The following is a 16,589-nucleotide window of genomic DNA, read 5'->3' as shown; positions in this document are numbered from 1 at the left end:
CTGGCCGAGATGCCGGGGATCGCGTCAGATCGCCCCGGAAAGTTGCAAGAAAAGCGGGGACTTATGGAGACGCGGACGCGGTCGGTGGTCAAGGCGGTCCTGTGGACCGTCATCGGAATGCTGGTGATGCTGCTGGTCGGATTCTTCATGACCGGCTCGCTGGCACTGGGCGGCACGATGGCTGTCATCAACTCTGCCCTCGGCCTGCTGACCTATCTGATCTACGAGCGGATCTGGGCGCGGATCTCATGGGGGCGCCGGGCGCCGGACCATTGGGCCGGGCAGCCGCATGTCTGACGCGCGGTTCGACGAATGGCCGACCATCGGCCTGTTGGTTGTCTGCTATGCGCTCTGGGCGCTGGCGGTGTTATGGCTGTCGTCGGTGTCGCCGTGGCTGAGCGTGCCGGCGGTCGCGGTGACCGTGTCCCTGCACACGTCGCTGAGCCACGAGGCCATGCATGGCCACCCGTTCCGCAACCCGCGGCTCAACGCGGCACTGGTCTGGCCCGCGCTGATGCTGGCGGTGCCGTATCTGCGGTTCCGCGATACCCACCTGGCCCATCATCACGACGCCATGCTGACCGATCCCTACGACGACCCGGAAAGCAATTACCTCGACCCCGCGCGCTGGACGCGCATGCCGGGCTGGCTGCGGTGGCTGCGCAGGGTCAACAACACTCTGGCGGGGCGCATGACGCTCGGGCCCCTGCTAGGGCAGATCGCGTTCATGGCTGGGGACTGGCGCAACCGCCGGGACCGGGCGGTCATTGCGGGCTGGCTCTGGCACGTGCCGGCTGCGGCTGTCGTGCTGGCCGCGGTTTGGCTGTCGCCGATGCCGGTCTGGGCCTATCTTCTGGCGGCGTATCTCGCGGTCTCGCTGCAGAAGATCCGGTCGTTTCTCGAACATCGGGCACATGAGGCGACACGGGCTCGCACCGTCATCATCGAGGACAGGGGGCCACTGGCGCTGCTCTTTCTGAACAACAACCTGCACGTGGTGCATCACATGCACCCCCGGGTGCCGTGGTTTCGCCTGCCGAAGGTCTATGCCCGCAATCCGGGACGCTACCTGACGGTGAACGAGGGATATCGCTATGCCTCTTACGCCGAAGTGTTTCGGCGGTATTTCTGGAAGGCCAAGGACCCGGTGCCGCATCCTCTCTGGCGCATCTGACGAAACCGGGCCAAGACGGGCCAATGGAGCCCTGGGTCTATATCACATTCGGTGCGGCAGCCGCGCAGACAGTGCGGTTCATGCTGCAGAAACGGCTGAGCGCGGGACGGCTGTCGGCGGCGGGCACGACCTTTGCGCGTTTTGTCTATTCTGCCCCCTTGGTGGCGGGGCTGGCCTTCGGCTATGCGGCGACGAGCGGCCAGGGGCTGCCCTCGGTGCCGGCCGCTTTCTGGCCCTATGCGATGGCCGGCGGGTTGGCGCAGATCCTGGCGACGGTCTGCGTTGTGGTGCTGTTCGGGCAGCGCAATTTCGCCGTGGGCATCACCTTCAAGAAGACCGAGGTTCTGCTGTCGGCCCTCGTCGGCGTGGTGGTGCTGGGCGAGGGTATCTCCTGGCGGGCGCTGGGCGCGATCCTGATCGGTCTGGTCGGGGTGCTGTTGTTGTCGGACACGCCGAGCGCCGCCCGCTGGCACCGCCGCATCTGGAACCGCGCGGCGGGGCTGGGGCTTGCGTCGGGGCTGTTCTTCGGGATCTCGGGCGTGGGGTATCGCGGCGCGGCGCTGAGCCTACCCGAGGGGGATGCGTTGATGCGCGCCCTGGTGACGTTGATGGTCGTGACGGCGCTGCAGACGCTGGCCCTGGGCGGCTGGTTGCTGTGGCGCCAACGCGGCGAGGTCGGCCGGGTGTTCGCGGCCTGGCGGGTTGCGGGCCTCGTGGGGGTCATGTCGATGATCGGCTCTGTCTGCTGGTTCACGGCCTTTGCCTTGCAGACCGTGGCGCTTGTCAACGCGGTTGGCCAGGTGGAGCTGATCCTGTCCGCGCTGGCCACGGTGCTGGTCTTCGGCGAGCGGATCTCGCGCCGGGAGGGGATCGGGATGGTGATCCTGGTGGTGTCGATCGTGATGCTGATCCTGCTGGTCTGAAGCCGGTGGACGACGCTCGCCTTCGGCATCGCCCCGCCCACCGTCCCTTGGGGCCTAGCGCTCGGGGTCCGGGCGGGTCAGTCGCGCGAAGGCCGATTCTTCGGCACCGTTTCGGTAGAAGGGGATTCTTGCCGGCTGGTCGGGCGTTGCGAGCGCGTCCCGCACGGCGTCGAGGGCGATCGTGGTAATGAAGGGCAGGTCGAGGCGGTGCGCTTCGGCCAGCGGCACCCAATGGAGGTTCGACAGCTCTTCCTGTGCCCGGCTGAAATCGTCTGGATCCGAGGCGAGCGTCCCGGCATCGGCCAGAAAGAAGCGCGCATCGAATCGGCGCGGCGGCCCCGGCGGCGTGATCGCCCGAAAGATGAACCGGAGCGGCGCGGCATCGGGCCCGTGGCCGGTGGCCGCGAATCCTGTCCAGGGCAGCGGGGCGTCAGGCCACATGGTGGGCCGGCCGAGGATCTGCCCCGTCTCTTCCCAGAGTTCGCGGATGGCGGCGGCGGCGAGGGCGCCCGGCGGCACCGCGCTTTCCCGGGCGAGGGTCTCGGAACATCTGTCGGTGAGGGGGGCTGCGAGGGGGACCGACGCGTCGCCCGGATCGACCGCGCCGCCGGGAAAGACGTATTTCGAGGGCATGAAGGCGGCCGCCGCGCCGCGCTGGCCCATCAGCACCTTCGGCTCGCCGTCAACGTCCCGCACCAGAACAAGGGTCGCTGCGTCGCGTATCAGAGGGCCCGGGCCGCCGCCCGGCCCCGCTGGCGCGTCAGGCGGCACCGAAACCGTGCATGCGCCGGGCCCACTGGATCCCGACGACCAGTCCCTTCAGCCGTGGCAACAGGTAGAGCGACAGCGCCACGCAGGTCACCGTGAAGATCGTGGCCATCACCATGGGTTCCGGCCGGAACCGGGTGAACACGATATGGATGAACGGCGCCATGAGGTGGCCAACGATCAGGATCGTCAGGTAGGCCGGCCCATCGTCGGCGCGGTGATGCGACAGTTCCTCGGCGCAGACCGGGCAGCTTTCCGCGACCTTCAGGTAGCCATCGAACATGAAGCCCTGCCCGCAATTCGGACAACGCCTGCGGAACCCGCGCAACATGGCCGGCTTCGTTTCACGTTCTTGCGAGGCGGGGGCCTCCTGGACCACGCTGGAATCACTGTCTGGCACGTCGCGCCCTTTCTATCCAATACCCACCATTTGGGACGGATGGGTCCAAAAAGGAAGGCGGCAATCCGTCCTTGCGGCGGCATGTCGCAAAGCGCCGCCGCGTCGATCCGGCCCTTGCAAACTTTTTTCGGGATTGGCGGCGGAATTATTGGGCCCGCCCGTTGAGAGGAGGACTTCGGCGCAATGGCCGGGGCAAGATCTCTTGGGAAGGACATCTGACATGACACTGAAAACCACTCTGCTTCTGGCCGCCATCGTGGTCGGCGCGTCGGTCTCGATCTCGCAGGCGCAGGGGCGAGGCTTTGGCACAGGTAGCCCGCCGGTCTTTGCCGATCTCGATGCCGACGGGAACGGGACCCTCAGCCAGCAGGAGCTCCGAGCGCCCATGCTGCAGAGATTCGCCGGCATGGACAGCGACGGCGACGGCGCCCTGACCGCCGAAGAGTTGATCGCGGGCATGGAGGCCGAGCGGGCCGCGCACATGGGCGACCGGGCCGCACGGATGATCGAGCATATGGATGCCGACGGTGACGGCCTATTGCAGACGGATGAGCTGGCGATGCCCGGCGAGGGCCGCGGATTCGCGCGGATGGACCGGGATGAGGACGGCGCCATCTCGGAAGAGGAATTCGCCGAGATGGCCGGACACGGCCGCCGCGGCTCCCACGACATGGCCGGGCGCCACGGCGGTGGCGAAGGCCGCGGGCACGGGCATGGTGGGCGCCACGGTGACGGCCAGATGCGCCGGAACTGAGGGATGCGCGGTGCGCGGCCGGTCCGCGCACCGCAATGGACGCAGGTTGACGTTGCGGATATGTGCCTGAGGGATGATGGACGGTCCGATCCAGGCCGGGGACGACATGTCCCTGGACGAGTCGCTCCTGGCGGCCTACGCGGCGGGAGATCTGTCCGCCGCGCGCCGCCTGACGGCCCGCCACGCACCGCGGGCGCTGTCCCAGGCGCGCCGGATGCTGGCCGATACGGCCGAGGCCGAGGATGTCGTGCAGGAGGCCATGCTGCGGCTCTGGAAGCAGGCGCCGGACTGGCGCCCCGGAGAGGCGAAGCTCTCGACCTGGCTCTACCGCGTCGTCGCCAACCTCTGCACCGACCGGCTGCGGATCCGGCGCCGGGGCGTCGCTCTGGACGAGGTCGCCGAGCCCGAGGACGGCCGCCCCTCCGCCGCGTCGGCGATGCAGCATTCCGCGCGGATGCGGGCCTTGTCCGACGCCCTCGCGCAACTGCCCGCGCGCCAGGCCCAGGCGGTCGCGTTGCGGCATATCGAGGGTCTGGGAAATCCCGAGATCGCGGCCGTGATGGACATTGGCGTCGAGGCGGTCGAAAGTCTGACCGCCCGCGGGAAACGGGCTCTGGCGGCGCTGCTTGCCGGGCGCAAGGATGAATTGGGGTTCACCGATGACTGATCCTGCCGAGGATGACATGCTGGGCTCGGTTTTCGCCGAGGCACGGCGCGAGAACCAGACGCCGTCCGATGCGCTGATGGCGCGGATCATGGCGGATGCCGCGGCCGAACTGCCCCGCCGCGCGGGTGTCGCCGGGGACCCTTCCGCGGCTGGCCGGACCGGGATCGCGAGCACGATCTGGGCGCTGCTGGGCGGCTGGGCCGGCGCCGGCGGCCTCGCCGCGGCGACCGTTGCGGGCCTGTGGATCGGGGTCGCGCCGCCGGCCGGGCTGACGGACCTTGCCGCGGGCGTTCTGGGCGAGACCATCACGGTCGCGCTCGTGCCCGACGACGACCTGCTCGGCGTGGATGGATAGAGGATGACCCAGCGCCCCCCCTCCCGCATCCTGCGCATCGTCCTTCTGGTCTCGCTGGCGCTCAACCTTCTGGTCGTGGGCACCCTGGTCGGATCGGCGTTAAGCGGCCGTGGCCTCGCGCCGCCGCCCAGGGTCGATTTCAGCTTCGGCCCGATCGGGCGCGCGCTGGATGACGAAACCAGGCGGACGCTGTCCCGGTCCGTGCGGGAACGGGAGGGTTTTCGCGGAGAAGGCCGCCAGGCCCGGCGTGCCCAGCTGGAACAGATCGTCGCGGTGCTCACGGCGGACCCGTTTGATCCGGATCAACTCTCCGCCGTGTTCGAGGCGCAACGCAGCCGAGGCATTGCGGCGCTCGCCATCGGCCACGAGGCACTGGTCGCGCAGATCGCCGAAATGACGCCCGAAGCGCGCCGCGCCCTGGCGGACCGGCTTGAAAACGAAGCGATACGGGGCCATGGGGACCCCGCCCCGCCCCCCAGACGGGACTAGACCTGCACGGCAGAGCCCGGCCGGCCAGACGCGGCGGCCCGGCTCCCGCCCTGTGGCGGGCGCCGGGCGAAACCTGTGCGCCGCAGGCGCTCCGCAAAACTAGGGCCGCGAGCCTGCGGGCGGGTCACGCGGCCGAGAGGCTGACGGTGTTGCGGCCCGCCGTCTTGGCCGCGTAAAGCGCCGCGTCGGCCCGGCCGAACAGGCCCTGGAGATCCTCCACCGTCGAGCCGACCTTGCCGGCGAGGGCAACGCCGATCGACAGGGTCACCGACAGCGGGGTCCGACTGCCGGGCAGGGAAAACGGCTCTTCCTCGATCAGGTTGCACAGCCGCTCCGCCGCCATCTGCGCCAGCCGCGGTGTGGTGTCCGGCATCGCCAGCAGGAACTCTTCGCCACCGATCCGGGCCAGCAGGTCGACCACGCGGACATTGGCCTGCAACCGCTGGGCCACTTCGCGCAGTACGCAATCGCCGGCGGCATGGCCCCAGCGATCGTTGATCGATTTGAAATGGTCGATATCCAGCACCATGACCGCGAACGGGCGCCCGGTACGGCGCCCGGCCTCGGCCAAGCGTTCCAGATGCGGTTCGGCATAGCGCCGGTTGTGCAGCCCGGTCAGCGGATCGGTGATCGCCGCCTTGATCCCGTTGCGCAACGTTGCGCGCTGGCGGTCCTGGTGGCGTTTGCGGCGCAGCAGCCCCTTGGCCCGGTAGACCAGCTCCTGCATGGACACATCATAGCCGACGAGATCGTTCGCCCCGAGGTCGAGCACCATGCCCGCCATCCCCTCTGTCCCCTTGGGCAGGATCACGATCACCGCCGCGTGGCGCGATTCCGAACGCGACCGCAACTCCGGCACGAGCCGATAGATCTCGGCCGCGAAGGCCTCCTGATCCATGCAGGTCGCGTCGATCACGAACAGGTCGATGTCGCGCGTGCCATTTCCCGGCCCCAGTGCGTCGCCAAGCGAACAGACCCGCGCCCCGCCCGGCATCGCCGCGACGATGCCTCGGGCCCGCAACATGCCCGCGGGGCTGTCGGGCACGATCAGGGCGGTGCGGCTCGGCCCCTGGAATGTCTCCGGCTGCTCGGCAAAACCCAGCGCCCGGCTGGTGTCATCCCTCAGCGCGATCTCCGACTCGGCATCGCGCGCCCGCAGAAGCGACCGGATGCGGGCCAGCAGCATGACCTCGTGGACCGGCTTGCTGAGCACGTCGTTGGCCCCGGCGGCAAGGGCCGCCAGCCGCGCGTCCGGGCCGCAAAAGCCGCCGATGGCGATGATCGGCACGTGCCGTGTCCGCTGTTGGTTGCGCATGTCCTGGAAGAATGCCAGCGCATTGGTCGCGTCCTGGCCGGCATCGACGAGAACGAGATCGGGGGCCACATCGTCCACACTGCGTCGCGCTTCGCTCAGCGAGCTTGCCACGCAGACTTCATATCGCGCCGCGAGCAGCTTGACCTTGAGCACGATCCGATTGGTGACCGTTTCATCTACAACGAGGATGCTCGCCGACATTCATCAGTCCTTCCGTGGTCTGATCCGTCCCTGCTGTCAATTTGCGAATGAATGGTTAAAAAAAGGTTGTCGTAGTCATAAGGATTGTAAATGTCGCCGGAACGCGCCGAAACCATCGCCTTGCTCGCGCTGGGCTGGCTTGTCTCCAACGAGGAATTGTCGCCGGTCTTCCTGGGCTCCACCGGCGCCGCGGCCGAGGATCTGCGGGCCCGCGCGTCGGACCCTGCCTTCCTCGCCTCGGTCCTGGAATTCCTGACCATGGACGACGCTTGGGTGATGGGGTTCTGCGACGCGTCCGACCTGCCCTACGAGGCGCCGCTTCAGGCGCACTACGCTCTGCCGGGGGCCGAACATGTCCACTGGACCTGAGGGGCGTGCGCCCCGTCCGAACGACGGCCCCGGCGGGCCCGTGACACTGGCCGGCGTGGTGTTCGACAAGGACGGAACGCTCTACGATTTCAACGCAACCTGGGGCAGCTGGACCATGGGCCTGTTGACCGAAGAGGCGGGCGGCGACCCGGACACGGTCGCGGCGCTGGCCGAGATGCTGGGCTACGACACCGGGGCGCGGCGATTTCGGCGCGACAGCATCGTGGTTGCCCACACCGCCGACGAGGTCGCGGAGGTGATCCTGCCGCTTCTGCCGCCACAGCCGAAATCCGCGCTGGTCGCACGCATGAATGCCCGCGCGGCCACCGCGCCGCAGGTCGAGGCGGTGGATCTCGGCCCCTTCCTCGACGGGCTCGCGGCGCGGGGGCTCGCGCTTGGCGTGGCCACGAACGATGCCGAGGCGCCGGCCCGCGCCCATCTCGCCACTTCGGGAATCGAAGCGCGGTTCCGCTTCATCGCCGGGGCCGATTCCGGCTTTGGCCACAAGCCGGGCCCGGGGCAGCTTGTCGCCTTCTGCCAGGCGGTGGGCCTCGCGCCAGGTGCCGTCGTCATGGTTGGGGACAGTGCGCATGACCTCCTGGCCGGGCGGGCGGCGGGGATGGTCTGCGTCGGCGTTCTCACGGGGCTCGCGACGCGGGCGGACCTGGCGCCGCTCGCGGACGTGGTGCTGCCTTCGATCGCGGGTCTGCCGGCCTGGCTGGACGCACAGCCCTGAGGCACCGCGCGGCCGCCGTGCCGCGAAAGACCCGTCCGCGACAGGCGGCGTCGCTTTTTGCCGTGACGGGCGCCCGGCAGGTGGCCATGTTGGGCACCAGTCAAGGAGCCACTATGGACAACGCGTCCACATCCGATCCCGGGACCGGCGGTCGCCGGCGCACGGGCGGTCGGGCGGGCAACGCGCGGCGCCGCGGCGGCGGCAGTTTCCAGCAACCCGACTGGCGCATGATCGAGAATCGCGACGCGCCGACCGCACCGCTGGACGAGGCCGGGATCGAGGCGATCCACGCAGGCGCGATGCAGGTGCTCGAGGAGGTGGGCGTCGAGTTCCTCAACGACGAGGCGCTGGCGCTCTTTCGCCAGGCGGGCTGCCACGTAGACGGCACCAACGTGCGGATGGGCCGCGACTGGGTGACAGAGATGGTGGCGCAGGCGCCGCAAAGCTTCACCATCACCCCGCGTAATCCGGCGCGCCGGATCGAGGTGGGCGGCAGGACCCTGTTGTTCGGCAACGTGAGCTCACCGCCCAATTACTGGGACATGACCACCGGCGGAAAGGTGCCCGGCACGCGCGAGCGCTGCGCCAGGCTGCTCAAGCTGTCGCAGATGTTCAACTGTATCCATTTCATCGGCGGCTATCCGGTCGAGCCGGTGGATATTCATCCCTCGGTGCGGCATCTGGATGTCCTGTTCGACATGCTGACGCTGACCGACAAGGTGGTCCATGCCTATGCGCTGGGGGCCGAACGGGTGGAGGACGTGGCCGAGATGGTGCGGATCGCCGGCGGCCTGTCCGAGGCGGCATTCAGGCAAACGCCGCGGATGTTCACCAACATCAACTCGACGTCGCCGCTGAAACATGACCAGCCGATGATCGACGGCTGCCTGCGGCTGATCCGGCGCGGGCAGGCGGCGATGGTCACGCCCTTCACCCTGGCGGGGGCGATGGCGCCGGTGACCATGGCGGGGGCCGTGACCCTCTCCATCGCCGAGGCGCTGTCGGCCATCGCCCTGTTTCAATACGTGGTGCCCGGCTGCCCCTGCGTGATCGGCACCTTCACCTCCAACGTGGACATGAAATCCGGCGCCCCTGCGTTCGGGACGCCGGAATACATGCGCGCGACGCAGATGACCGGCCAGATGGCGCGGTTCTACGGGCTGCCCCTGCGCTCCTCGGGCGTCTGCACGGCGAATGTGCCCGACGGCCAGGCGATGTGGGAAACCTGCAATTCGCTGTGGGCCGCGGTGCAGTCCGGCACGCATATGGTCTATCACGCGGCCGGCTGGCTAGAGGGCGGGCTGATCGCCAGCCCGGAGAAATTCGTGATGGATTGCGAAGTGCTGGGCATGATCCAGCGCTACATGGAGCCTGAGGTCGTCGCCACGGGGGAGGCCGAGATCGCCCTCTCGGCTATCCGCGAGGTGGGCTCTTCGGGGCATTACTTCGGGATCGAGCATACCCAAGCGCGGTACGAGACCGCCTTCCATCAGCCGATCGTCAGCGACTGGCGCAACCACGAGGCCTGGGCGGTCGCGGGCGGGCACTGGACCTCGGAACGGGCGCACCTGCTGGTGCTGCGCCTGCTGGAGGAATACGCGCCGCCGCCACTGGACCCGGCGATCCGGGAGGAGCTGGCAAGCTTCGTCGAACGGCGCAAACGCGAGGGCGGCGCCCCGACGGATTTCTGACCGATCCGGCGGTCTCGGCCCGGCGCGACGTCACGGACGGGGCACAGTCCGATCGACCGGGCGCCAGAATATTCGCGAATATTCTGCTCCCCTGAAACTTCTGTTCCGCGCGGTTCGTGACTCCGGGCATGCGCGGCAGGTCAGCCTGCCCGTGACGATGAAACCAGAGGAGACATATGATGAAACCCATGATTTTCGCAGCCCTGACCGCCGGCGCCCTGACCGCATCCGCGGCGACCGCGCAAACCAACCCCACCGTGGGCGGCGCCCCGATGATGGCCGACATGACCATCGCCCAGAATGCCTCGAACGCGCCGACCCTGACGACGCTCGTGAGCGCGGTCCAGGCGGCGGGCCTCGTGGACACGCTGGCCTCCGAGGGGCCGTTCACCGTCTTCGCCCCCACCAACACGGCCTTCAGCCAGATCTCGGACGCGTCGATCAACGCGCTGCTCGACCCGGCCAACAAGGGCTTTCTGACCGAAGTCCTGACCTGCCACGTGGTCGCGGCAGAGGCGTTTTCCTCGGCCATCGCCGGAATGATCGCCGATGACGGCGGCATGCACGCGGTGCCGACCGTCGGCGGCTGCACGCTGCAGGCCTACATGGACGGCGGCGAGATCAAGCTGCGCGACGAGAATGGACGGATTGCAACCGTGACCATTGCCGACGTGGACCAGTCGAACGGCGTCGTCCACGTCATCGACCGGGTGCTGCTGCCCGCCGGCGCGGCGGGCTGAAACTCGCATACCGAGGAAAGTGGCGTCCGAACGGGCGCCTCTTTCCACCTCCAAGGACCTTCCACCTCCAAGGACCAGCGGCGCGGGCTCAGGCCCGGCCCCGCCGCCGGTTCCGCCATTCGATCAGGGTCATCCAGATCACCGCGAGATCGATCGCGCTGAGGATCGGCAGCATCACCCCGCCGGTGTTCAGCCAGTCCGCCAGCTGATAGATGACGAACCCCGCGAGAACCGCGATGCCGGCCGGATAGGCCCAGATGGCCCCGCTGAGCAGGGCGACCACGACACCCAGGTGCAGCAGCCCGTGCGCCGCGAAGTAGACGCCGTAGAACGTCACATCGCCATTCGGGACATTGCCGGCCAGCGCGATGATACGCGAGGCGAAGAGATCGCCGGGATCCTCCGCCAGTTCGGCGCTGACCAGCCAGTCGGCCATGGCCGGCAGCTGGTTCGCCGCGCCCAGGGCGATGGCCGCGGCTGTCATCAGCTGCACCACTCCCAGCATCCCCTTGGCCAGCAGGGTCAGCACGAACAGACGGTGTTCGGTGCGGTGGGTGCCGGGTGTGTCGGACATTGTGCCTCCGGGGCCAGGCGGCGCAACGACCGCACCCCGGACAGTTCGCGTCAGGGTGCCGCCCTAGTCATCATGCTGCGCGAAGAAGTCAACGGTCGCCGCCGCCATCGCATCCAGCGTCTCCGCCGTGGTGAAGGCGTTGAACACATGGTCCATCTCCGCGGTCCAGAGCTCTTCCGGCCCCTCGTGGGCCTCGATCAGCATCTCTGCCGAGACCGGCATGACCGTCGTGTCGAGCGTGCCTTGCGCCACGAACAGCGGGCCCGAATAGGCGGCGATCTCGGCCAGCGGATCAAAAGTCGCCACCTGGTCGAAGAACGCCCCCTTCAACTCGATATCGAGCCCCCAGGGCAGGGTCGTGGGCACCGGATCTGCCGGGGCGGCGGCATAGCCGGCCTCCATCAGCTCCTCGCCGAGGATGCCGGCGTAGGTGATCTGGGGGTCCGCCACCGCCGCCCAGAGCGCCGTCGCATCGGGCAGGCTGGTGCGCCCGGCGGCGGCGGTCGCCACGAGGCCGCCCTGGCTCCAGCCAATCAGATAGATATCGTCGCCCTGAACGCTGTCGAGATCGGTCAGGTAGTCGAAGGCGGCAAGCGCATCGGCGATCTGGCCCTCGAAGGTGGTGTCGGCAAAGGTGAGGTCCTTCAGGCTCTCGCCCGAGCCGCGAAAGTCGATTCGAAGGCTGGCATAGCCTGCTTCGGCCAGCAGCCGGGCGGTGCGCACGAAGACGCCCTCGTCGACGCTCAGGATCAGCAGCTCGTCCCGCGACCCGGTAAAGCCGTGCAGCAGCAGAACGACCGGCGCGGGCGGGCCGTCAGGCAGGGACAGGGTGCCGACCACCTCCTGCCCGGCGGAGAAGAAGGTCACATCCTCTTCGGTGGCTGCCAGGGCAGGTGCGGCCAGGGCAGAGGCGATCATGGCAGGCAAAAGTCGCATGGCAGGGTGTCCTTCGTTGTAGCTTCCCGTTCAGTTTGGGCCGATTCCCACGTCGGGCAAGCGATTCCTCGCGCCGCCCCGGCGCCGCGGATGCTGTTGGCGGCGATCTGCGCGGCATGTGATTGGGACGGCGCGAGACCTGCCGCCCGGCGCCCGGCATCTAGCCGTCGGTGTCGATCCAGATCGTCACCGGTCCGTCGTTGAGCAGGCGCACCTTCATGTCGGCGCCAAAGCGCCCGGTCCCGGTGGGAATGCCCAACCCCGCCAGGGCCTCGGCCAGGGCAAGATTGAGCGCCTCTCCCTCGGCGGGCGGCGCTGCGGCGGAAAACCCGGGGCGGTTCCCGCGCGAGGTATCGGCCGCCAGGGTGAACTGGCTGACCACCAGCGCCGCGCCACCGGTATCGACCAGCGCACGGTTCATCTTGCCCGCCTCGTCGGCAAAGATCCGCAGCTTCGCGATCTTGGCGGCGAGCTTGCCGGGCTGGTCCGGCCCGTCGCCCGCCATGGCACAGGCGAGCACCAGCAGCCCGGGGCCTATCTCGGCGATGGTCTCGCCGTCGACGGTGACCGAGGCCTCGGTCACCCGTTGCAGCAGCGCCCTCACAATTCGTGGGCCCAGGGCGGGTTCGCGCCGGCGCGGCTGACGGTGATCGCCGCGCTGCGAGCGCCTATGGTCAGGGCGGCGCGGATCGTGTCCTCGGTCAGCGCCCCGATCCCGTCGCGGGTCAGCGCTCCGGCCGCGTGAAGGCTGGCTAGCAGGCCGCCGTTGAAGGTGTCGCCAGCCCCGACGGTGTCCACGACCTCGGCCCGCTCGGAGGCGACGAAGGTCGCGCCGTGGGCCGAATACCCGGTGACGCCCTTTGGCCCTTCGGTGATGCAGACGAGTTTCGGGCCCTTCGCGACGATCCCCTCGGCGAGGCTGGCCAGGTCGCCCTCGCCGCCAAGCCAGCGCAGATCCTCGTCCGACAGCTTCACGATGTCCGCGGTAGCCACCATCCGGTCGATCCGGGCGCGATAACGTGCAGGGTCACGAATGAAGGAGGGGCGGATGTTCGGGTCGATCATCGTGACCCGCCGGCCGGCCTCGCGCAGCATCAGCGCCTCGTAGGCCGCGCCGCAGGGCTCGACCGCGAGCGATATGCCGCCGAAGAACAGCGCGTCGGCCGAGACGTCGGGCAGGTCCGCCTCTGTCAGCAGGCGGCCGGCGGTGTTCTCGTCGTAGAAGGCATAGGTGGCGGAGCCCTCGACCAGCTTCACGAAGGCCAGCGTCGTGGGGCGGTCGGACAGGGCGGCGGGGCCGGTGTCGACGCCGCTGTCGGCCAGCGAGCCGCGCAGCATGTCACCAAACATGTCGGTGGAGATGCCGGAGAAGAAGCTGACCGGCGCCCCCAGCCTCCCCAGCGCGATGGCGGTGTTGAACACCGCGCCACCCGGGTAGGGCGCGAACGCATCCTCGCCCGCCGCGCTCTTGCGTGGCAGCATGTCGATCAGGGCTTCGCCGCAGGCCAGGATCATCGTCACCTCCAGAATTGATTGGCCCGAACATGACCGCCCGGCGCGGGCGCGTCCAGAGCGCGGGTGCGCTGTCTGCCGGGGCCACCGGCCGCGCGGGTTATTGGTTCATCGCGATCACATAGCCGATACCGGCCGCGAGGATCACCCCGACCACGACGGCAAAGGCGATCTTCCAGGCGGACCAGGGCCGCTCGCCCTTCACCTTGCCGGTGCGGCCGTTGACCACGAAGCGGTAGGAGGTCCCGCGATACTTGTAGGCGGCGAGCCAGACCGGCAGCAGGATGTGCTTGAAGGTGACCTTGTCCACCTCGGTGTCGATGTCGTGCACCCGCTGTCGGTCCCCGCCGATGTCGAACTTGACGTCCCGCAGGATCATCCGGTCCATGTAGGCCCGCGCCTCGACGAATCCTTCGTCGAGCTGCACCTGGTAGCCTTCCGCGCGGAATCCGGCCAGGAAATCGGGCTTGTAGGGCTCCAGCTCGGACAGGTCCCAGGGTTCCAGCGCGTCGGTGTAGCTTTTGGGCAGGGATTTCGAGGCCAGCACCAGGACATCGTCGAAGAACCGCGCGACCCGGCCCGACCGGCGCGACCAGCGGGTCCTGCGCTCGCGCACCTGGGTCCGCTTGCCGTCGCGCATCACCGTCCGCGTGACGTAGTAATCGTCGCCCCGCTCGCCGGAATAGCGGCTTTTGGTATCGGCGTCGAAGGTCCAGTAGGGCACATAGATCCCCGACATCCGCCGCCCCTTGCGGGCATATTCCTGCAGGCCGGAGGGGGCGAACCACAGCTTGCCCAGCCACTCGTTCATCGCGTCGTGGGCCGCGCGTTCCTCCAGCCTGAAGGGCAGCAGCCCGCGCGGCTTGATATGGCGGTGGGTGCCGGTGTCGGTCACGACCGGGGTGGCGCAGAACGGGCATTCGGTGGCGTGGGTGTCGCTGTCGAACTCCACCTGTGCGCCGCAATTGGGGCAGGAGAGCGTGCGCGTCTCCTCCATCTCGGCCTCGCCGATCTGGCCGGCGACCGCGCTTTGGAAATCGAGCTCGCGGATCGCATGCCCGGCCCAGGGGCCGACCTCGTCCTGCATCGCCTCGGTGTGGCCGCAATGGTCGCAGATCAGCCGGTCCTCGCCGGGGTCGAACCGCATGTCCGCCCCGCATTGCACACAGGGAAAGCGATGTTCCTCGGCCATGGTCCGCCCCTTCTTGCCCGCCTGTCGGGGCCGAGACTAATTCGCATCGCCCCGGGGGGAAACCGCCTTTCGCCGGACCGGCCGGCCGGGCGAGGCCGCGTTAACCTTCGGGTAACTTTGCGGCCCCCGCCCGGTTGCGCCACTGCCCGGAGCGGTTAGTTTCATTAGCGATTTGTTAAGGAAGGGAGGCCCCGGCATGGCGGTATCTCAGCGTATCTTTGCCGCGCTTCTGGCGTCGAACATGGCCGTGGGGGCGGCCTGCGCCCAGGAGGCGACTTATGTCTTCGAGTGGATCGGCGACGGCGGCTACAAGATGCAGGGCGCGATGTCCTTCGATGCCGATCTCGCGACCGCGCCCTTCGTCGATCAGGACGACATCTCGTGTTTCGTGATCGAGGGCTTCGTGGCGGACCGGAAGGTCGGGCGCTGGGCGCTGTCCGACCTGGCCCCGGAGACCACCTGGATCCTGACCTTCCTGCCGGACCGGAGCGAATTCGCCGTCTCTCACCCGTCCTACGCGATGCCGCAGGGCTGGAACATGAACGGGCGGGGCGACGATTGCGGCCCGGGCGGGTTCGGGTTCAACCTCGGCAACCTGGGGCAGGACCTGTGCCTCGACAACGAGTTGCACGAGGCCTCGCGCGTGGGCTCCTACCGGCCGTTCAAGGCGCTGCGGGACGATGACGCCGTGCTGCCGGCGGATGCCTGCGCCGGGATCATCCCCACGAGCTAAAGGAACCGGTGCAGGAAGCGGGGCGCCATGATCCGCAGGGCGTTGTCGCGCAGCCGCAGGTGGCGCCAGAGGTGAAAGCCCGCGTGAATCAGGGCCACGAGCGCGAGGCCGTAGAACTCCACGTAGTGCACCAGGCCCACGATCTCGCTCGCGCGGGGCAGGGCGAGGGGCGGCGCGATCGGCACGATCCCCCCGGCCCAAAGCAGCACCGTCGAGGTGAGCCCGAGCAGGAACCCGGTAAGCGCCACGCCGAAAAGCCCCAGCACCAGCGTCCGGTGCAGCAGCCCGTGAAACCGCCGCTGCCAACCGCACAGCTTCGGCCCCGGGCGCCCGGCAAGGCCGCGGCGCAGGAAGTCGGCGGTCCAGAGCAGCGACAGGGTCACGAAGACCAGCCCGAAGACGGAGTGCAGCCGCACCGCCCATTGGCCGACGTGGCGCACGTCATCGGGCTGGACCAGCAGGAACCAGATGAAGAACGGCACGATCGTCCAGTGCATCCACTTCAGCGCAACCCGCCGTGCAGGTATCGCCCGCGTCAGCCGCGCCCTGACCGAGCCTGCGTCGGAATATGAAACTTGGGCATCCATGCGATCAGCCACGTAGGACGCGGGCCCGAAGTTTCAGGCCCCGCCGCTTTGGGGCGCGGCGGATGTCAGACCGGCTCGAACCGGCAGGGAACGGCCCAGCTGGCATTGTTGCCGAAGGTGCCCTCGCAGAAATAGCCCGTTCCGGTGTCGAAGACGTCGATGCACACACCGGTCCAGGTGCCCGAGGGCGGCACGCAGAGCGTGTTGCCCGAGACGCTGACCGCGTCCGTCGACGTCGTCAGCCCCGAGGTGGACCCGCTGGGCCGATAGAGCGCCGTGCCATCCCGCGCGACGTCGTAGCGGCCCTTGCCCTCGGCAATGATGCGCACACCCGAGGCCGCGGGGTTGGATGCGAAGAACGCCTGCTGCGCCCCCGACAGGTCAAGCGCCACGGCGCCTTCGGGGCGTTGCGGCCCACAGCCGGCGCAAACGGCGGCGGCAAGGACGAGCGTGCAGAGGGGGCGGATCATCTG

At 68.7% G+C, this 16,589-nt stretch carries 22 protein-coding genes; 12 read left to right on the top strand and 10 right to left on the bottom strand.

Translation table 11 applies throughout. From position 1 onward, the window contains the following. Positions 1 to 63 precede the first annotated feature (63 nt). The 3 genes from ROA7023_RS04705 to ROA7023_RS04695 are packed head-to-tail and all read left to right on the top strand — an operon-like array spanning position 64 to position 2,097. Positions 64 to 297, top strand: coding sequence for a DUF2061 domain-containing protein (locus ROA7023_RS04705; protein WP_085877862.1), 234 nt, complete (start codon positions 64 to 66; stop codon positions 295 to 297). Further along, positions 290 to 1,174 carry a fatty acid desaturase gene (locus ROA7023_RS04700; protein ID WP_085877861.1) on the top strand — a complete coding sequence of 295 codons (885 nt, stop codon included), beginning with the start codon at positions 290 to 292 and terminating at the stop codon, positions 1,172 to 1,174. The genes ROA7023_RS04705 and ROA7023_RS04700 overlap by 8 nt, the downstream gene beginning before the upstream one ends. 23 nt (positions 1,175 to 1,197) lie before the next feature. Continuing rightward, positions 1,198 to 2,097, top strand: coding sequence for an EamA family transporter (locus ROA7023_RS04695; RefSeq protein WP_085877860.1), 900 nt, complete (start codon positions 1,198 to 1,200; stop codon positions 2,095 to 2,097). Between the two features lie 54 nt (positions 2,098 to 2,151). On the opposite strand, the gene ROA7023_RS04690 is transcribed toward ROA7023_RS04695, so the two are convergent. Then, positions 2,152 to 2,793: an NUDIX hydrolase gene (locus ROA7023_RS04690; RefSeq protein WP_370739195.1), complete on the bottom strand. Its 642-nt coding sequence runs from the start codon at positions 2,791 to 2,793 to the stop codon at positions 2,152 to 2,154. 64 nt (positions 2,794 to 2,857) lie between these two features. Further along, complete coding sequence (locus ROA7023_RS04685) at positions 2,858 to 3,196, bottom strand: DUF983 domain-containing protein (protein ID WP_085877859.1); 339 nt, start codon at positions 3,194 to 3,196, stop codon at positions 2,858 to 2,860. A 289-nt stretch (positions 3,197 to 3,485) separates the two neighbouring features. Here ROA7023_RS04685 and ROA7023_RS04680 point away from each other — a divergent pair, with 289 nt between their 5' ends. From ROA7023_RS04680 to ROA7023_RS04665, 4 genes are all read left to right on the top strand, one after another. Further along, positions 3,486 to 4,019: an EF-hand domain-containing protein gene (locus ROA7023_RS04680; RefSeq protein WP_200812457.1), complete on the top strand. Its 534-nt coding sequence runs from the start codon at positions 3,486 to 3,488 to the stop codon at positions 4,017 to 4,019. A gap of 76 nt (positions 4,020 to 4,095) precedes the next feature. Next, the gene (locus ROA7023_RS04675) at positions 4,096 to 4,686 is read left to right on the top strand and encodes an RNA polymerase sigma factor (RefSeq protein ID WP_143535439.1); all 591 of its coding nucleotides are present in this window, start codon (positions 4,096 to 4,098) and stop codon (positions 4,684 to 4,686) included. Further along, positions 4,679 to 5,041, top strand: a complete 363-nt coding sequence (locus ROA7023_RS04670; RefSeq protein WP_085877857.1) for a hypothetical protein — start codon at positions 4,679 to 4,681, stop codon at positions 5,039 to 5,041. The genes ROA7023_RS04675 and ROA7023_RS04670 overlap by 8 nt, the downstream gene beginning before the upstream one ends. A 3-nt stretch (positions 5,042 to 5,044) precedes the next feature. Continuing rightward, a complete protein-coding gene (locus ROA7023_RS04665) occupies positions 5,045 to 5,530 on the top strand; it encodes a periplasmic heavy metal sensor (protein WP_085877856.1) in 486 nt (161 codons plus the stop codon). A 124-nt stretch (positions 5,531 to 5,654) separates the two neighbouring features. Here ROA7023_RS04665 and ROA7023_RS04660 read toward each other — a convergent pair whose 3' ends face one another. Continuing rightward, the gene (locus tag ROA7023_RS04660; protein WP_085877855.1) at positions 5,655 to 7,046 is read right to left on the bottom strand and encodes a diguanylate cyclase; all 1,392 of its coding nucleotides are present in this window, start codon (positions 7,044 to 7,046) and stop codon (positions 5,655 to 5,657) included. A gap of 90 nt (positions 7,047 to 7,136) precedes the next feature. Between ROA7023_RS04660 and ROA7023_RS04655 the strand changes: the two genes are divergently transcribed. The 4 genes from ROA7023_RS04655 (at position 7,137) to ROA7023_RS04640 (ending at position 10,582) form a co-directional block, all read left to right on the top strand. Continuing rightward, a complete protein-coding gene (locus ROA7023_RS04655) occupies positions 7,137 to 7,415 on the top strand; it encodes a DUF3572 domain-containing protein (RefSeq protein WP_085877854.1) in 279 nt (92 codons plus the stop codon). Next, the gene (locus ROA7023_RS04650; protein WP_085877853.1) at positions 7,399 to 8,151 is read left to right on the top strand and encodes an HAD family hydrolase; all 753 of its coding nucleotides are present in this window, start codon (positions 7,399 to 7,401) and stop codon (positions 8,149 to 8,151) included. Before ROA7023_RS04655 ends, ROA7023_RS04650 begins: the two co-directional genes overlap by 17 nt. 113 nt (positions 8,152 to 8,264) lie before the next feature. Continuing rightward, positions 8,265 to 9,842 (top strand): trimethylamine methyltransferase family protein, encoded by a 1,578-nt coding sequence (locus ROA7023_RS04645; RefSeq protein ID WP_085877852.1) that lies wholly within the window; start codon positions 8,265 to 8,267, stop codon positions 9,840 to 9,842. 179 nt (positions 9,843 to 10,021) lie between these two features. After that, positions 10,022 to 10,582: a fasciclin domain-containing protein gene (locus tag ROA7023_RS04640; protein ID WP_370739194.1), complete on the top strand. Its 561-nt coding sequence runs from the start codon at positions 10,022 to 10,024 to the stop codon at positions 10,580 to 10,582. Positions 10,583 to 10,670: 88 nt separating this feature from the next. Here the strand turns inward: ROA7023_RS04640 and ROA7023_RS04635 are convergent, their stop codons facing one another. The 5 genes from ROA7023_RS04635 to ROA7023_RS04615 form a co-directional block, all read right to left on the bottom strand. Continuing rightward, positions 10,671 to 11,156 carry a DUF2127 domain-containing protein gene (locus ROA7023_RS04635; protein WP_085877850.1) on the bottom strand — a complete coding sequence of 162 codons (486 nt, stop codon included), beginning with the start codon at positions 11,154 to 11,156 and terminating at the stop codon, positions 10,671 to 10,673. Between the two features lie 63 nt (positions 11,157 to 11,219). Continuing rightward, positions 11,220 to 12,092, bottom strand: a complete 873-nt coding sequence (locus ROA7023_RS04630) for an alpha/beta hydrolase family protein (protein ID WP_085877849.1) — start codon at positions 12,090 to 12,092, stop codon at positions 11,220 to 11,222. A gap of 160 nt (positions 12,093 to 12,252) precedes the next feature. Beyond that, on the bottom strand, positions 12,253 to 12,696 hold the full coding sequence (gene dtd, locus ROA7023_RS04625; protein WP_085877848.1) for a D-aminoacyl-tRNA deacylase: 444 nt from the start codon (positions 12,694 to 12,696) through the stop codon (positions 12,253 to 12,255). Next, a complete protein-coding gene (locus tag ROA7023_RS04620; RefSeq protein ID WP_085877847.1) occupies positions 12,693 to 13,607 on the bottom strand; it encodes a carbohydrate kinase family protein in 915 nt (304 codons plus the stop codon). The genes dtd and ROA7023_RS04620 overlap by 4 nt, the downstream gene beginning before the upstream one ends. Before the next feature lie 97 nt (positions 13,608 to 13,704). Next, complete coding sequence (locus ROA7023_RS04615) at positions 13,705 to 14,796, bottom strand: TFIIB-type zinc ribbon-containing protein (protein WP_085877846.1); 1,092 nt, start codon at positions 14,794 to 14,796, stop codon at positions 13,705 to 13,707. 196 nt (positions 14,797 to 14,992) lie between these two features. On the opposite strand from ROA7023_RS04615, the gene ROA7023_RS04610 reads away from it, so the two are divergent. Beyond that, complete coding sequence (locus ROA7023_RS04610) at positions 14,993 to 15,529, top strand: hypothetical protein (protein WP_085877845.1); 537 nt, start codon at positions 14,993 to 14,995, stop codon at positions 15,527 to 15,529. Here ROA7023_RS04610 and ROA7023_RS04605 read toward each other — a convergent pair. Both ROA7023_RS04605 and ROA7023_RS04600 read right to left on the bottom strand, forming a co-directional pair. Continuing rightward, the gene (locus tag ROA7023_RS04605; RefSeq protein WP_234992024.1) at positions 15,526 to 16,116 is read right to left on the bottom strand and encodes a cytochrome B; all 591 of its coding nucleotides are present in this window, start codon (positions 16,114 to 16,116) and stop codon (positions 15,526 to 15,528) included. The two genes, ROA7023_RS04610 and ROA7023_RS04605, sit on opposite strands and share 4 nt — an antisense overlap. A gap of 65 nt (positions 16,117 to 16,181) precedes the next feature. After that, a complete protein-coding gene (locus ROA7023_RS04600) occupies positions 16,182 to 16,586 on the bottom strand; it encodes a hypothetical protein (protein ID WP_085877843.1) in 405 nt (134 codons plus the stop codon). Between the last annotated feature and the right edge of the window lie 3 nt (positions 16,587 to 16,589).

It is taken from the genome of Roseisalinus antarcticus, assembly GCF_900172355.1.
Lineage (GTDB): Bacteria > Pseudomonadota > Alphaproteobacteria > Rhodobacterales > Rhodobacteraceae > Oceanicola > Oceanicola antarcticus_A.
The sequence above is the reverse complement of the archived record's forward strand: the minus strand, read 5'-3'. Positions and strand labels throughout refer to the sequence as shown.

Excerpts from the sequence above, each read along its gene's own strand:
- ROA7023_RS04615 (WP_085877846.1), bottom strand. The coding sequence starts at position 14,796 with ATGGCCGAGGAACATCGCTTTCCCTGTGTGCAATGCGGGGCGGACATG.
- ROA7023_RS04705 (WP_085877862.1), top strand. The coding sequence starts at position 64 with ATGGAGACGCGGACGCGGTCGGTGGTCAAGGCGGTCCTGTGGACCGTC.
- ROA7023_RS04665 (WP_085877856.1), top strand. The coding sequence starts at position 5,045 with ATGACCCAGCGCCCCCCCTCCCGCATCCTGCGCATCGTCCTTCTGGTC.
- ROA7023_RS04645 (WP_085877852.1), top strand. The coding sequence starts at position 8,265 with ATGGACAACGCGTCCACATCCGATCCCGGGACCGGCGGTCGCCGGCGC.
- ROA7023_RS04700 (WP_085877861.1), top strand. The coding sequence starts at position 290 with ATGTCTGACGCGCGGTTCGACGAATGGCCGACCATCGGCCTGTTGGTT.
- ROA7023_RS04685 (WP_085877859.1), bottom strand. The coding sequence starts at position 3,196 with ATGTTGCGCGGGTTCCGCAGGCGTTGTCCGAATTGCGGGCAGGGCTTC.
- ROA7023_RS04600 (WP_085877843.1), bottom strand. The coding sequence starts at position 16,586 with ATGATCCGCCCCCTCTGCACGCTCGTCCTTGCCGCCGCCGTTTGCGCC.
- ROA7023_RS04650 (WP_085877853.1), top strand. The coding sequence starts at position 7,399 with ATGTCCACTGGACCTGAGGGGCGTGCGCCCCGTCCGAACGACGGCCCC.
- ROA7023_RS04610 (WP_085877845.1), top strand. The coding sequence starts at position 14,993 with ATGGCGGTATCTCAGCGTATCTTTGCCGCGCTTCTGGCGTCGAACATG.
- ROA7023_RS04635 (WP_085877850.1), bottom strand. The coding sequence starts at position 11,156 with ATGTCCGACACACCCGGCACCCACCGCACCGAACACCGTCTGTTCGTG.
- ROA7023_RS04680 (WP_200812457.1), top strand. The coding sequence starts at position 3,486 with ATGACACTGAAAACCACTCTGCTTCTGGCCGCCATCGTGGTCGGCGCG.
- ROA7023_RS04640 (WP_370739194.1), top strand. The coding sequence starts at position 10,022 with ATGAAACCCATGATTTTCGCAGCCCTGACCGCCGGCGCCCTGACCGCA.
- ROA7023_RS04675 (WP_143535439.1), top strand. The coding sequence starts at position 4,096 with ATGGACGGTCCGATCCAGGCCGGGGACGACATGTCCCTGGACGAGTCG.
- ROA7023_RS04620 (WP_085877847.1), bottom strand. The coding sequence starts at position 13,607 with ATGATCCTGGCCTGCGGCGAAGCCCTGATCGACATGCTGCCACGCAAG.
- ROA7023_RS04660 (WP_085877855.1), bottom strand. The coding sequence starts at position 7,046 with ATGTCGGCGAGCATCCTCGTTGTAGATGAAACGGTCACCAATCGGATC.
- ROA7023_RS04605 (WP_234992024.1), bottom strand. The coding sequence starts at position 16,116 with ATGGATGCCCAAGTTTCATATTCCGACGCAGGCTCGGTCAGGGCGCGG.
- ROA7023_RS04630 (WP_085877849.1), bottom strand. The coding sequence starts at position 12,092 with ATGCGACTTTTGCCTGCCATGATCGCCTCTGCCCTGGCCGCACCTGCC.
- ROA7023_RS04695 (WP_085877860.1), top strand. The coding sequence starts at position 1,198 with ATGGAGCCCTGGGTCTATATCACATTCGGTGCGGCAGCCGCGCAGACA.
- ROA7023_RS04670 (WP_085877857.1), top strand. The coding sequence starts at position 4,679 with ATGACTGATCCTGCCGAGGATGACATGCTGGGCTCGGTTTTCGCCGAG.
- ROA7023_RS04655 (WP_085877854.1), top strand. The coding sequence starts at position 7,137 with ATGTCGCCGGAACGCGCCGAAACCATCGCCTTGCTCGCGCTGGGCTGG.